Origin of the sequence: Klebsiella sp. HC6, from assembly GCF_022605325.1 — a bacterium.
GTDB lineage: Bacteria > Pseudomonadota > Gammaproteobacteria > Enterobacterales > Enterobacteriaceae > Klebsiella > Klebsiella terrigena.
Genome location: NZ_CP093276.1, coordinates 4,172,910 through 4,187,049, shown reverse-complemented (window position 1 = coordinate 4,187,049; position 14,140 = coordinate 4,172,910). Strand labels below are relative to the sequence as shown.

At 57.1% G+C, this 14,140-nt stretch carries 13 protein-coding genes; 5 read left to right on the top strand and 8 right to left on the bottom strand.

The features are described from left to right. Positions 1-16: 16 nt before the first annotated feature. The 6 genes from ybiO to rhtA form a co-directional block, all read right to left on the bottom strand. Positions 17-2,233 (bottom strand): mechanosensitive channel protein, encoded by a 2,217-nt coding sequence (gene ybiO / locus MMW58_RS20330; RefSeq protein WP_241721983.1) that lies wholly within the window; start codon positions 2,231-2,233, stop codon positions 17-19. Positions 2,234-2,342: 109 nt separating this feature from the next. Next, on the bottom strand, positions 2,343-3,065 hold the full coding sequence (gene glnQ, locus MMW58_RS20325; RefSeq protein WP_045854565.1) for a glutamine ABC transporter ATP-binding protein GlnQ: 723 nt from the start codon (positions 3,063-3,065) through the stop codon (positions 2,343-2,345). Continuing rightward, complete coding sequence (glnP, locus tag MMW58_RS20320; protein ID WP_041144708.1) at positions 3,062-3,721, bottom strand: glutamine ABC transporter permease GlnP; 660 nt, start codon at positions 3,719-3,721, stop codon at positions 3,062-3,064. Before glnP ends, glnQ begins: the two co-directional genes overlap by 4 nt. Positions 3,722-3,886: 165 nt before the next feature. Then, positions 3,887-4,633: a glutamine ABC transporter substrate-binding protein GlnH gene (gene glnH, locus MMW58_RS20315; protein WP_133596963.1), complete on the bottom strand. Its 747-nt coding sequence runs from the start codon at positions 4,631-4,633 to the stop codon at positions 3,887-3,889. Between the two features lie 406 nt (positions 4,634-5,039). Then, positions 5,040-5,543 carry a DNA starvation/stationary phase protection protein Dps gene (dps, locus tag MMW58_RS20310; protein ID WP_045854568.1) on the bottom strand — a complete coding sequence of 168 codons (504 nt, stop codon included), beginning with the start codon at positions 5,541-5,543 and terminating at the stop codon, positions 5,040-5,042. A 244-nt stretch (positions 5,544-5,787) separates the two neighbouring features. Further along, positions 5,788-6,675: a threonine/homoserine exporter RhtA gene (rhtA, locus tag MMW58_RS20305; RefSeq protein WP_076945007.1), complete on the bottom strand. Its 888-nt coding sequence runs from the start codon at positions 6,673-6,675 to the stop codon at positions 5,788-5,790. A 353-nt stretch (positions 6,676-7,028) separates the two neighbouring features. On the opposite strand from rhtA, the gene ompX reads away from it, so the two are divergent. Continuing rightward, positions 7,029-7,538: an outer membrane protein OmpX gene (ompX, locus tag MMW58_RS20300; protein WP_041144712.1), complete on the top strand. Its 510-nt coding sequence runs from the start codon at positions 7,029-7,031 to the stop codon at positions 7,536-7,538. A gap of 103 nt (positions 7,539-7,641) precedes the next feature. Here ompX and MMW58_RS20295 read toward each other — a convergent pair whose 3' ends face one another. After that, positions 7,642-9,219: a phosphoethanolamine transferase gene (locus MMW58_RS20295; protein ID WP_241723762.1), complete on the bottom strand. Its 1,578-nt coding sequence runs from the start codon at positions 9,217-9,219 to the stop codon at positions 7,642-7,644. A gap of 268 nt (positions 9,220-9,487) precedes the next feature. Further along, a complete protein-coding gene (mntS, locus tag MMW58_RS20290) occupies positions 9,488-9,613 on the bottom strand; it encodes a manganase accumulation protein MntS (RefSeq protein WP_041144714.1) in 126 nt (41 codons plus the stop codon). A gap of 183 nt (positions 9,614-9,796) precedes the next feature. On the opposite strand from mntS, the gene mntR reads away from it, so the two are divergent. The 4 genes from mntR (at position 9,797) to MMW58_RS20270 (ending at position 14,059) form a co-directional block, all read left to right on the top strand. Then, positions 9,797-10,270 carry a manganese-binding transcriptional regulator MntR gene (gene mntR, locus MMW58_RS20285; protein WP_133596965.1) on the top strand — a complete coding sequence of 158 codons (474 nt, stop codon included), beginning with the start codon at positions 9,797-9,799 and terminating at the stop codon, positions 10,268-10,270. Continuing rightward, positions 10,267-11,379: an anion transporter gene (locus tag MMW58_RS20280; RefSeq protein WP_133596967.1), complete on the top strand. Its 1,113-nt coding sequence runs from the start codon at positions 10,267-10,269 to the stop codon at positions 11,377-11,379. The genes mntR and MMW58_RS20280 overlap by 4 nt, the downstream gene beginning before the upstream one ends. Positions 11,380-11,486: 107 nt before the next feature. Continuing rightward, positions 11,487-12,524 (top strand): aldo/keto reductase, encoded by a 1,038-nt coding sequence (locus MMW58_RS20275; RefSeq protein WP_133596969.1) that lies wholly within the window; start codon positions 11,487-11,489, stop codon positions 12,522-12,524. Positions 12,525-12,685: 161 nt separating this feature from the next. Continuing rightward, complete coding sequence (locus MMW58_RS20270) at positions 12,686-14,059, top strand: glycoside hydrolase family 1 protein (protein WP_159237230.1); 1,374 nt, start codon at positions 12,686-12,688, stop codon at positions 14,057-14,059. The last annotated feature ends 81 nt before the right edge of the window (positions 14,060-14,140 follow it).

Below are 14,140 nucleotides of genomic sequence, written 5' to 3'. Positions count from 1 at the left end.
CCTTGCAGCCGGGGCGCTATAGGGTTGGCTCCGCCGGGGCCGGCGGCCCGTCAACGGCGGCGGGCGTCATCGGCAGCACCTGGTAGGTTTGCACCGGGGCGCGCACGCCGGCAAGGTCGAAATGCCTTTTGACCTGCGTATCCAGCGCAAAACGCACCGTCCACTGCTTCAGCGGCAGCGTGGTAAAGGTCACCCGCAGGGTAAAGGCGGTATTGCTCAGGCCGACAAGCCCGGCGAACGACGGCTCGCCAATCACCAGCCCGCGCACCTCCTCCTGGGCCATCACGTCCGCCACCGCATCCTTCAGCGCCTGATTGGCCTTATCCAGATCCCCATGGCGGTCGACGTCGTAGTTAGCCACCACCGAGCCGATCCCGCGCACGAAGTTGGCGAAGGTGGTGATCGAAGACCACGGAATAATATGGTAGGCGCCGGTATCCTGGCGCACCCCGACCGAGCGAATCGACATCCGCTCCACCGTGCCGGTTAACGGCCCGATCGTCACCAGATCGCCGGTGTTCATCCCGTTTTCAAACTGAATAAAAATGCCGGTGATAATATCTTTTACCAGCGTTTGCGCGCCGAAGGAGATTGCCAGCCCCAGCGCCCCCGCGCCCGCCAGCAGCGGAGCGATATTGACCCCCACTTCCGAGAGCAGGATCATCACGGTGATGGTGCTGATGATCACCGCCAGCGCGTTGCGAAACAGCGTCAGCAGCGTTCTCGCCCGGGCGCCGGGCAGCGGACGGCCGTGAATATCCGAGGCGAGGCGGTTCTCTATCAGGCTGGCGAGCAGCGTCCAGCCGATAGCGGAGAAGAACAGGATCAGCGCGATGCGGATAATCACATCCACCGCCTTCTGCCCGGCGCCGTTATGTATCCAGTTCCAGAAATCGAACAGCCCCCAGGCGCTGAGCAGCAGCATAATGGCGACGGCGACCACCAAAATGCGCGCCACCTTCAGCGCCACGGAGATCCAGCCGTTGAGCCTCTTCTGCAGCTCAGGATAGCTGCGCTGGGTTTGCGGCGACAGGGTGATGGTTTTGGCTATCCAGCGCGACAAAATGCCGGAGATCAGCGCCGCGGCGCCGACGATCGCCAGGCTGCGCACCGTGGCGCCCATCATAAACTTCAGGCTGTTGCCCGGGTCGAAAAGCGAGAAGAAAAACAGCACGATGAAATAGGCGCAGGCCAGCCAGTGCCAGACCAGCGCGAAGGCGCGGATAAACAGGCTGAAGAAGGCCAGCGAGCGGTCCGCCAGATGAATCAGCCCTTCGGTAATCACGTGTTTGTTATGAAAAATCAGGTACAGCGCCCACAGGGTGATGCACAGCATAATGGCCACGTTGGCCAGCGCGCCGACCTGGACGTTGACCTGGTTAGAGATAATCGGTACGGCGACTATCAGGCCGTAGCCAATCAGGCTGCTGAGCGCGCTCAGGCGCAGGTTCCAGTATTTCGCACCGTCGTCGCTGAGGTTAAACGGCCGCAGCTCCGCCACCCGTGGGCAGAAAATCAGCCGCAGAATAGCTTTGAAGAACTCGATCAGCGCGAAGGCGTTCAGGAACAGGCTTTGCTGGAAGGCGATGGTGCGGTTGCCGCCGTTGAGCCTGTCGCTGAGCAGCTGGCCAACGAACAGCGTGAGCGCCAGCAGGATCAGGTCGAAGATAAAGGCCCCGGCAATCGTGGCCGGCAGCTGCAGCCAGTTGCTGCGATCGTGGTTTTTATGCCGCCCCCACTGGCCCATTTTGCGATACAGCGGCAGCGCGGCCAGCCGCACCAACCACCAGAAGGCAAAGACCAGCGCCGCCAGCATCAGGAAGGTGCTCGCAGCGTGGCGGAAGGTATCGGCATGGAAAGGCTTATGCGGCGCGCCGGTAATATTGCGCCACAGCTGCGAGAAACGCGACGAGAAGCGCTCGCCGTATTCGCGGCTGATGTGGGTGACGTTTTCCAGCACCGTTGGCTGCTCTTCCTCTTTCGGCGGCGTCAGCGTGGGCGCGCTGGCCGGCGGCGGCGTGGCGGCGGCGGTGCGCAGCTGGTCGATGAGCTCCTGGCGAGCGGCGTCGTTATCCAGCACGTCGGCCAGCGCCGCGTAGGCGGCCTTTTTCTTCTCAAGGTCGGGTTCGTTGCTGGCGGACTGCTGCGGGGCGGCGGTCGGGACGCCGGGCAGGGCTGCGGCCGAAAGCGGGGCGGTAAATAGAGCGGCAAGCAGTAACAGGATCCACGGCACGAGCACCTCCATTGCGTCTCAAACCAGTAAGTATAGAAGACGATGTCGGGAGGACGGGGGTGGGATGAATCTGGAAAGCGGCTCCCCGCGACGGGGGAGCCGTTGGCTATCAGGCAACGTGCTGCAGGAATTCGCGCAGGCGCGGGCTGGGCGGGTTCTTGACCAGAACCTGCGGATCGCCATCCTCCGCGATACGCCCTTTGTCGATGAAGATCAGGCGCGAGGCCACTTTTTCGGCGAAGCCGATTTCGTGGGTCACGATAACCATCGTCATCCCTTCCTCTGCCAGATCCTGCATTACCTTCAGGACTTCATGGCGCAGCTCCGGATCCAGCGCGGAGGTGGGCTCATCGAACAGCATCATTTTCGGCTTCACCGCCAGCGCGCGGGCGATGGCTACACGCTGCTGCTGGCCGCCGGAGAGCTCTGAAGGATAGTGGTGCGCGCGTTCCGCCAGCCCCACTTTTTCCAGCAGATCTTTCGCCAGCTTCTCGGCCGCCTCTTTCTTCGCGCCGCGCACGCGCAGCGGCCCGAACATGACGTTCTCCAGCGCTGTCAGGTGCGGGAAGAGATAGAACTGCTGGAACACCATGCCGGCTTCCTGGCGGATCAGGCGATCGTCTACCTTCGGATCGTTGACCTTCAGGCCGTCGACGATCAGCTCGCCGCTGGTTATCTCTTCCAGCTTGTTGATGCAGCGCAGCAGGGTTGATTTACCTGAGCCGGAAGGCCCGATAATCACCACGACTTCACCTTTGTTAATCTTCAGATCGATATCGTGCAGCACCTTGGTTGGGCCAAAGTGCTTGGAAACGTTTTTAAATTCAATCACAGGATTTTCATCCTTCTTTCAAGACGGCGCAGAATAAAGCTCAGAACCAGGGTGATAATGAGATAGATAACGGCAACGGCGCTCCAGATCTCCAGCGCGCGGAAGTTACCGGCAATAATCTCCTGTCCCTGGCGGGTCAGTTCGGCAACGCCGATGACGATAAAGAGCGAGGTATCTTTGATGCTGATGATCCACTGGTTGCCCAGCGGCGGCAGCATGCGGCGCAGCGCCAGCGGCAGGATCACGTGGCGAATCGTTTCGCTTCGTGACAGTCCGAGCGCCAGGCCGGCTTCGCGGAAGCCCTTGTGGATAGAGAGCACCGCGCCGCGGGTAATTTCCGCGATGTAGGCGCCGGAGTTGATCATGATGGTCACCACCGCGGCGGAGAACGGATCGATGCGTAAATCATTAAACGCCATCGGCAGGGCGAAGTAGATAAACATGACCTGCACCACGATCGGGGTGCCGCGAATAATTTCAATAAAGACCAGCGCGATGTGGTTCGCTATCCAGCCGCCAAAGCAGCGGGCGAAACCGGCGACGAGGCCGATTATCAGACCGCCAGCCAGGCCGAGGACCGAGATCCACAGCGTCATTTTGGCGCCTTCCAGCAAAATTGGAATGGCGGGCCAGATGGCACTCCAGTCAAACTGCATAATTCGTTCCTGTTACCGTGTCGAAAGCAGAGGATAGCCCTCTGAGAAAAAATGACTCAGGCCTGCTGCGAGGCGATCCCCGGCAGAGGGCGCAAGCGCCGGTGCCGGGCTACCAGACCTCAGCAGGCCTGTAAGAGATATATCCGTGCGGATACGGTCTGATTATTATTTTGGCTCAGTACCGAACCATTTTTTATAAATTTCGTTGTAGGTGCCGTTTTCGCGCAGGGTTTTCAGCGCGCCGTTCACTTTTTCACGCAGATCGTCGCTGCCTTTCGGGAACGCGATGCCGTAGCTCTGCGCTTCCAGCGAGTCGCCTACCGCTTTGAACTGGCCGTGGCCGGCGGTTTTGATGAAGTAGAGGATGTTTGGCGTATCGTGCAGCACGGCATCGGCGCGGCCGGTACCCAGCTCCATGTAGGCGTTATCGATGTTCGGGAACTGGCGCAGGTCTTTGGTTTTGATGTTGGCCTTAGCGTAGTCAACGGAGCCGGTGCCGCCTTTAACCGCGACCACTTTGCCGTTCAGATCCTTCACGTCTTTGATGTCGTTGTTGTTCGCTTTCACCATCACCAGCAGGCCGCTTTTATAGTAGCCATCGGAGAAGTCGATCGCTTTTTTACGCTCTTCGGTAATGGTAATCCCCGCCAGCGCGAGGTCGATGTTTTTCGTTTGCAGCGCCGGGATGATGCCGCTGAAATCCATTGGCTTCAGGGTATAGTCCAGTTTCAGCTCTTTAGCGATGGCGGCCCACAGGTCGACATCGAAGCCAACGTACTTATCGCCTTGCTTAAATTCAAACGGAACAAACGCCGTATCGGTCGCAACAATCAGTTGTTTTTCAGCGGCCTGGGAAGAAACCGCAAAAGCCAGGGTCAGTGCAGCCAGTGAAACTTTTAATACAGACTTCATAGCATTTCCTTTTATATCCACGGGACGATCCCCTGCGAGAACGAGTAACCCTATGAAAAAATCGTGCCAGTTTTACAACTTGTTGTTTTATAACAACCAGGGTGGTTCCTGTTGCACGCTTTCGGGTCTGGCAAACGGAATCTGCACCATAACGGGGCGTTGTTTTGGTGCGTCATAAATATGCCGAATAACAAGAGCATTTTTAACGCAAACACCGATGGGAAAACAATCTTGCTGTAACGATTGTGTGAGGTGATTATTACATTTGATTTACTTTAGTACGCATTTTGACCATTGTGATGCACTAAAAGAGTGCGATGGCGCGCGGTGATAAAAAAAGCGGGAAACGTGAGGCGAGGAGGGAGGGAAATGCCGCCAGCGGGGCTGACGGCAGTCGGCGTGGCGATTATTCGATATTAGATTCGATAAACCACAGGAATTTATCCAGATCGCGAGAAGCGGCGGTGAAGATGTCGGCCGTATCTTCGTCTTTTGCCTCGCTAATCGCTTTGCGCACGTCGTTCGCCACGATCGCGTAGCGGTCGGCCAGCTCTTTCAGGTGGTCCTGGACGGTGTGAATGTCCAGCGGGTAGCTTTTCAGCGGAGTTTTGCTGTTGATAACCTGAGTGGTGCCCAGCGCAACGCCGCCGAGCTGGACGGCGCGTTCGGCCATCGTATCGAGGTGCTCGGTCAGCGCCGTGCGGAAGCCGTCCAGCATTTCATGAACGGCAATAAAGTTGGCACCGCGCATATTCCAGTGAGCCTGTTTGGTGATCAGCGACAGGTCGATGAACTGGATAACCTGACGATTGAGCAGCTCAACGGTGGCTTTCTTTTCGCTGTCGGTCACATCGTTGCGGGTATAGAGCAGGTTAGATGCTTTAGTTTTAACCAGTTTTGCGGTACTCATAGTTTCATATCCTCTTGATATTTATACTCGTCATACTTCAAATCGAATTATATGGAGCGCTTGTCCCCGGTAACTCATGGGAACAAGTATAGCAACGGATACGCAGAAGGCGGTGTCGGTAGTCTCTATCGGTTTGATAGCGCAGGCTTGTTGATAATTTGAAAAGGCATTTAATTCAATGGGTTGAGCTCATTTGTGCGTGAGCGCTGTACGGCGCGTTGGCCGTACAGAACCGTCTGACAATTTAGCCGATATCGACTTTTTTCAGCTTCGTTTCCCGTCGCATCGTCAGCGTCGAACCCATCGAGGCAAGGATAATCGCCCCCAGCGCCAGGGTCTGCGTGAAGGTCAGCGTCTCGCCAAGGAACACCATTCCCGACAGCGCGGCAAGGGCGGGCTCCATGCTCATCAGCGTGCCGAATGTTTTGGTCGGCATGCGGGTGAGGGCGATCATTTCCAGCGAGTAGGGGAGCGCGGTAGAGAGCACGGCGATCGCCAGGCCCAGCGGCAGCAGCGACCACTGGAATAGCGTATCGGTTGCCTGCAGCATACCCAGCGGCACAAAAATCACCGCGGCAATGAGCGAGCCCATCGCCACCGTTGCCGGGCCGTGCTCTTCGCCCGCGCGCTGGCCGGTAAGAATATAGACCGCCCAGCAGGCCCCGGCGCCCAGCGCCAGCAGCGCGCCGGTGAGATCGACCTGCGCCACGTCCTGCCCCAGCGGCAGGAGATACCATAGCCCCAGAACCGCCAGAACCACCCATACGAAGTCGAGCGGACGCCGCGAGCCAAAGAGGGCCACCGCCAGCGGGCCGGTAAACTCGAGGGCCACCGCAATGCCCAGCGGTATGCGCTGAATTGAGAGATAGAACAGATAGTTCATCGCCCCCAGCGCGAGGCCGTAAAAGAGCAGCGGCAGGCGCTGTTCGCGGGCGAAGCGCAGCCTCCAGGGCTTGAAAATGACCACCAGAATCAGGGTGCCTAGCGCCAGGCGCAGGGCCGTCACGCCGGGCGCGCCAACCAGCGGAAAGAGCGATTTCGCCAGCGACGCGCCGCTCTGAATAGAGATCATGGCGATTAAAATAACTGCCGTCGGCAACCACGCCGGGACCTTTCGGGACGAGCCGGGCATCCTTTCTCCTGTCAAAATTTGTCAAAACCGGTAAAGGTTCCAGTGTAAATGAATTACCCAACCGCAGTTGAGCTAATGTTGAAAAAATCCTCGGCGAGGGGAGTACAATCGGAAGCGCGCCGCTGAAACACTCGTCTGGTGATTAGGAATAATCTGGATGCATCTCCGGCAAGCTACGCGCATAAATATGATTGTATCCGCTAAAAACGGTTGTTTTCCAGTTTGTTATAGTTTTGTGGAAACTTTTGGTTACATGAAAAAGTATGTTAGACAGTGTAAAGCGGAAAGAGTTTCCTGAAAGTTTTTGATATATTTAAGACTTAGGACTTATTAGAAACACATTTGAGGTGGTTATGAATAAAATTGCACGTTTTTCAGCACTGGCTGTTGTACTGGCTGCATCCGTAGGTACCGCGTTCGCTGCAACTTCTACCGTTACCGGTGGTTATGCTCAGAGCGACATGCAGGGCGAAGCGAATAAAGCAGGCGGTTTCAACCTGAAGTACCGTTACGAGCAAGACAATAGCCCGCTGGGTGTTATCGGTTCCTTCACCTACACTGAAAAAGATCGCACCGAATCTGGCGTATACGAAAAAGGCCAGTACTACGGCATCACCGCTGGTCCGGCTTACCGCATCAACGACTGGGCAAGCATCTACGGCGTAGTGGGTGTTGGTTACGGTAAATTCCAGGACAACAGCTACCCGAACAAAGCTGACATGAGCGACTACGGTTTCTCCTACGGCGCTGGTCTGCAGTTCAACCCGATCGAAAACGTTGCTCTGGACTTCTCTTACGAGCAGTCTCGCATTCGTAACGTTGACGTTGGTACCTGGATCGCGGGCGTTGGTTACCGCTTCTAATCACTTCGGTGATATAAAAAATCCGCCTCACAGGGGCGGATTTTTTTTGCCTGTCACTCGACAAACCCGTCGCCATCAGCATCCCGATGGCGAATGAGGTGGCCTACTGGGTGGTGAACAGGTCGCTGCCCAGATGGGTATAGTCCACTTTCTGCAGCTGGAAGTTGGTGATGAAAACCGGTCCGGCCTTTTGCTCAGAGATAAAGCGATAGCGCGGCTTTATTTCCTCGGCGCTGATCCCGGTCCACTGCGAGAAGAAGCCGAGGAAATCGTTGGCCGAGCGGCGGGCTTTGATAACCTTGTGCGCTTTATCATCGCTGGACAGCACCATGAACGGCACCTGGAAGTTCTGCTGGAACTTATCGTCGTGCGCCAGATACTGCACCTCTTTCCCGCGCTCCTTGAAGGCCAGGCCGTGATCGGAGAAATAGGTCATTGAGAAGCTGTCGCCGGAGTTCTGCAGCTGGCTATAGAGTTTGCCCAGCAGGGCGTCGGTTTGCGTCATGCTGTATAGGTAGCACGAGGTCTCCTTCGACTGCACGAATACCGTATATTTTCCCCTGGTGCGGTCGCAGGCCTGCGGGTGCGAGCCCATCAGGTGCAGGACGATCAGCTGCGGCTGAGTCCGCTGGGTGGAGAGCACCTGCTCGGTTAGCTTCAACAGCTGCTCATCCTGGGTGTTTTTATTGGCCTCAAAATCACCGTTTTTGAGGAACTGCACCTCGTCGGCGCGCTTGGCAATACTGGCAATTGCCGTGTCGTACTCGCCGATTTGCCCCTGATTCGAGAACCACCAGGTCTGGAAGCCCGCGCGGTTGGCCAGCGTGACGAAGTTATCCTGATACTGCGGCTTGCCGTCAACGACGCGGTTAAGCGTCAGGCCCAGCGACTTTTGCGTTGAACCGCTCGCCGCAATGTAGTCGTTGAACAGATAGCCGTTCACCGAGCTGGCGAAAGGGGTGTTGTCCCAGTGGCCGCCGAAGGCGCCGAGCGCGTCGCGGCGCGCGCTTTCGCCAATCACCACCACGTACAGGTGATATTTGGGCTTCACCGCCACGACGTGCCAGCTATCTTTCATATTCGCCAGCTGCGCCATGCGCGCCTGCTCATCCAGAACCTCGTTGTTGTTGACCACCACGTCTTTGACGAAGCGCAGCGCCGGGTAGCCGGTATCAATCACCTTGAAGACGCCGCCCCACGCCAGATTCTGCACCGGCTGCAGGAAGAAGATGCCGACGCTGAACAGCAGGCCCAGGCTGTCCATTTTGCTCCAGCGCTTGCGTTCGTCCGGCTTGCGACGCACGGCAATGACGCCCAGCGCAAAAATAAACACCGCCAGCAGATAGCTGTACCACGGGAAGATGGTCAAAATTTCGGTGGATTCTTCGACGTTGGTGGCGTGCAGCGCCAGCAGCGTATTGAAATTGGGCGCGCCGTAGGCCTGGCCAAACGGATAATAGAGCGCGGCAAGCAGCGAGTAGCCGCCGACCACCACCTTCTGCGCGCGCGGGAAGCTGCGCCACAGCAGATGTAGCACGCATGTAAAGGCAACGGCGTAGAGCAGGCTAAAATCGTAGCCAAGGGCCAGGTTAATCAGCAGGGACTGTAAAAAGTAGAATCCGGTCCACGGGTTCAGGACCAGCCCACGAGCGACCAGCGTTTCTTTCAGGGTGAGGTTCATAGTTAACAATCAAAAAGACGCCATGTGCATCCCCTGGCATCAAGGGGTAAAACCTGCTGGACAGTGCCGGAAGAGGGTCTCTGCGAGCCGCAGTAGTGGCAGGGCTGACAAAAGATAGGGCTTGCAAATGCTAAGGTCAACTAGCCATAACGGATTGTTTTGGGAGAAAGCTTACAAAACTTGAAAAAAGTCCGGGAAAGGAGGGCAAACGGGCCAGTATGACGAGGAATTATGACGAAAAAATGAAGCGGCGTACCGCGACGCCGCGTTAGTTGCCCGGTTTGTCCTGCTCTTTTTTGCCGTTGAGCAGATCGCACAGCATGCCGATTAGCATTAAGCGTACTTTAAATGGAGAGTGGGTAAACACCTGTAAGCACCTCTTGAGTTCGTTCATCGTAACCTCCTGCGCTTTCGTCCTTCGCTCGGTGAAGGATGTCTGCATTACATACAGATATAGCACAGGCTATATTTTATAGCTATGGCTAAAAAGTTAATTTTTTGTGCTACGGGCCCAATCATTTACAATGGCCCTCTTTGAGATGACGCTTGCTGCGTCACACGTATTTGAGGAAGCACAATGAACCGTCGCGCAGGCAAACAAATAACAAAAAAAGTGACGCAGCTAGTGAATGTTGAAGAGCACGTTGAGGGGTTTCGTCAGGTGCGCGAGGCGCATCGTCGCGAGCTGATTGACGACTACGTTGAGCTGATTTCCGATCTGATCCGCGAGGTGGGCGAAGCGCGTCAGGTCGATATGGCCGCGCGTCTGGGCGTTTCGCAGCCGACGGTCGCGAAAATGCTCAAGCGCCTGGCCAGCGTAGGATTGATCGAGCAGATCCCGTGGCGCGGCGTCTTTTTAACTCCGGAAGGCGAGAAGCTGGCGCACGAAAGCCGCGAACGTCATCAGATTGTGGAAAACTTCCTGCTGGTGATTGGCGTCAGCCCGGAGATTGCCCGTCGCGATGCCGAAGGGATGGAGCATCACGTGAGTCAGGAGACGCTGGAGGCTTTTAGCCAGTTCACGCTCAAGTACGGGCAGCACGGAGAATGAACCTGCCCTTTATTCAGGCGCTGGCGGGTGACCGCTTCCTCCATTTACTGCTGATAATTGCCGGCGTATTAAGCATTTTTGTCCCCTTTGCCCCTGCCAGCTGGCCTCAGGCTATCGACTGGCAGACGATTATTACCCTCAGCGGGCTGATGCTGCTGACCAAAGGGGTCGAGCTGAGCGGCTATTTTGACGTGCTGGGCCGCAAAATGGCGCGGCGGTTTGTGACCGAACGGCAGCTGGCCATCTTTATGGTGCTGGCGGCGGCGCTGCTTTCCACCTTCTTAACCAACGATGTGGCGCTTTTTATCGTCGTTCCGCTCACTCTGACGTTAAAAAAATGGTGCGCCATTCCGGTTAACCGGCTGATTATTTTCGAGGCGCTGGCGGTGAACGCCGGCTCGCTGCTGACGCCGATCGGCAATCCGCAAAACATTCTGCTGTGGGGACGCTCCGGCCTCAGCTTCCCGGCATTTATCGGGCAGATGCTGCCGCTGGCGATGGCGATGATGGTAACGCTGCTGGCGCTGTGCTGGTGCTGTTTTTCCGCCGTACGCCTCACTTATCATAGCGGCGAGCGGGTGCCCTCCTGGCAGCCAAAGCTGGTCTGGGGCTGCCTGGCGCTGTATCTGGTTTTCCTCACGGCGTTAGAGATGAAGCAGGGTCTTTGGGGCCTCGCGCTGATCGTCATCGGCTTTTTGCTGCTGGCGCGGGCGGTGATTATCAACGTTGACTGGTCCCTGCTGCTGGTCTTTATGGTGATGTTTATTGACGTTCACCTGCTGATCCAGCTGCCGGCGCTGCATCAGCTGCTGAGCAGCGTCGGCCAGCTCTCCCCCGGCGGCCTGTGGCTGACGGCGATCGGCCTGTCGCAGTTCATCAGCAACGTCCCGGCAACCATTCTGCTGCTCAACTATGTTCCGCCGTCAACGCTGCTGGCCTGGGCGGTGAACGTCGGCGGCTTTGGCCTGCTGCCCGGCTCGCTGGCCAACCTGATTGCCCTGCGCATGGCGGCGGACCGGCGCATCTGGTGGCGCTTTCATCTTTACTCACTGCCGATGCTGCTGTGGGCGGCGCTGGTGGGCTACGCCATCCTGCACTTCGGGTTCTGATATTCGGAGGATTGGGCAAGAAACGGACAGGATCTCCCCATTCGCGCTCGTGCAGGCGGGAGTATAACTATAGCGCTGACGTTAATTATCCTGATGAGGAGAGTCCGATGCGTTATAAAAAACTCGGAAATACCGGTCTGTTTGTCTCTGAACTGTGCCTTGGCACCATGACCTTTGGCGGTGAAGAGGGGATGTGGGGCAAAATTGGCCAGCTGCGCCAGGCGGAAGCCGAGCAGCTGGTGGGCAGCGCCCTGGATGCCGGCATTAACTTTATCGACACCGCAAACGTCTATTCGGAAGGGCGTTCGGAAGAGATAACCGGCCAGGCGCTAAAAAATCTCAAGATCCCGCGCGAAAACGTGGTGGTCGCCACCAAGGTGTTCGGTGAAACCGGCACCGCCGGCGTTAACTCCCGCGGTAGCTCCCGCTACCACATTCTCAGCAGCGTCAAAGAGAGCCTGCGGCGCCTGCAGCTCGATCATATCGATCTCTACCAGCTGCACGGCTTCGATCCGGCGACGCCCGTCGAAGAGACCCTCTACGCCCTGGATACCCTGGTTCGCCAGGGGCACGTCCGCTATATCGGCATTTCGAACTGGGCGGCCTGGCAAATCGTCAAGGCGCTGGGGATCGCCGAACGCCTTGGGCTGGCCCGCTTTGCCTCCCTACAGGCTTACTACACCATCGCCGGGCGCGACCTGGAGCGTGAGCTGGTGCCGATGATGCAGAGCGAAGGGCTGGGGCTGATGGTCTGGAGCCCGCTGGCGGGCGGATTGCTGAGCGGCAAATACACCCGCGACGGCCAGGGGGAAGCGGGCGGCCGCCGGCTGGAATTTGATTTCCCGCCGGTGAATAAGGATCGCGCCTTTGATTGCGTGGACGCGATGCGCGAGGTGGCGGACGCCAAAGGCGCGACGGTCGCGCAGGTCGCGCTCGCGTGGCTGCTCCATCAGCAGGCGGTGACCAGCGTGATTATCGGCGCCAAACGCGCGGATCAGCTGGCGGATAATATTGCCGCCACTCACATCCAGCTCGGCGAAGAGGATCTCAGGCGGCTGGATGCGGTGAGCGCGCTGCCGCGCGAATATCCCGGCTGGATGCTCGAGCGTCAGGGCGAATATCGCCGCAATCAGCTTAACGATTAATCCTGTCCTTTCCTCAACGGCGGGCGCTGTCCCGCCGCTTTCTATCCTCTCTTTTCGAAATCGCTCACAAAAACGACACAACTCCTTTGCGTGATTTATCATTTCATTCTATATGACTAGTCATGAATTTTTAATGACTAGTCATAGTAACGGAGCGAACGATGAAGACACTGGCAAAGGATTTTTTATGGGGCAACTCGGTTTCCAGCATGCAGACGGAAGGGGCGTGGAATGAAGGCGGAAAGGGGATGTCGGTATACGACATTCGCGAGCCCTCAGAGTTTGCCTCTGACTGGAAGGTGGCGACCGACTCCTACCATCGCTATGAGGAAGACTTTGATTTAATGCAGGATCTAGGGATGAACTGCTACCGCTTCCAGATTTCGTGGAGCCGCATTTGCCCGACCGGCGATGGCGAGTTCAACGAAGAAGGTATCGCCTTCTACCACCGCTTTATCGACGCTCTGATTGCCCGCGGCATTGAACCGATGATTTGCCTGTACCATTTTGACATGCCGCTGGCGCTGGCGAATGAGTACAACGGCTTTATCGATCGCCGCGTGATGGAGGCGTTTGTGCGCTACGGCAAGAAAATGATCGACTGCTACGGCGACAAGGTGAAGTACTGGCTGACCTTCAATGAGCAGAATATTTTCCACATGCCGATTGCGTTCCGTATTGCGGGCTATATGCATGGCGACGAAACGCTCCGTGAGCTGTACGAGATCCAGCATTACACCATGATGGCGCACGTCCATCTGACCGCTTACCTGCATGAAACCCAGCCCGGCAGGCTGATGGGGGGGATGCTGGCGCATCAGCTTATCTACCCGGCGACCTGCCGGCCGCGCGATATTTTCTGCGCTCAGCAGCATGATGAGTTTCTCAACCAGAACCTGCTGCGCGTCTATGCCGGCCAGGGCTACAGCCCCGAGGTCATGGCCGTGGTCGCCCGCGAAGGCTTCGAGGATATCTACCGCGCAGAGGATTTAGCCCTGATTGCGCAGAATAAAAATGACTACATGGCCTTTAGCTACTATGCCAGCCGCACGCTGAGCAGCGATCCGATCCCGGAAGGCACCGAGGTGAACTACTACATGCAGTTTGGCGATAAGGACAACCCGTACCTGAAGTCTACGGAATGGAACTGGCAAATCGATCCGCTCGGCTTTCGTACCATCATCACCCGCTACTACAACGACTGGCGCCTGCCGGTATTCCCGATTGAAAACGGTATTGGGGTGATTGAGTCCTGGGATGGCGAAAACATGATTGCCGACGACTATCGTATCGCCTATCACCGCGACCATATCAACGCCATGAAAGAGGCGATTTTTGAGGACGGCGCGGAGGTGATCGGCTATCTCGGCTGGGGGCTTATCGACATTCTCAGCTCGCAGGGCGATATGCGTAAACGCTACGGGGTGGTGTACGTCAACCGTGAAAACCACGATCTGAAAGACCTTAACCGCGTGCCGAAGAAAAGCTATGCATGGCTGAAACGCGCGATCCACAGCAACGGCGAAGAGATGTAGTTCGCGCGGGCCGCACCGGGTTACCTCCGTCAGATTTCAGGCTGCGGGCGCGCTGCCTGCAACCTGAAGCCTGACGGGGAA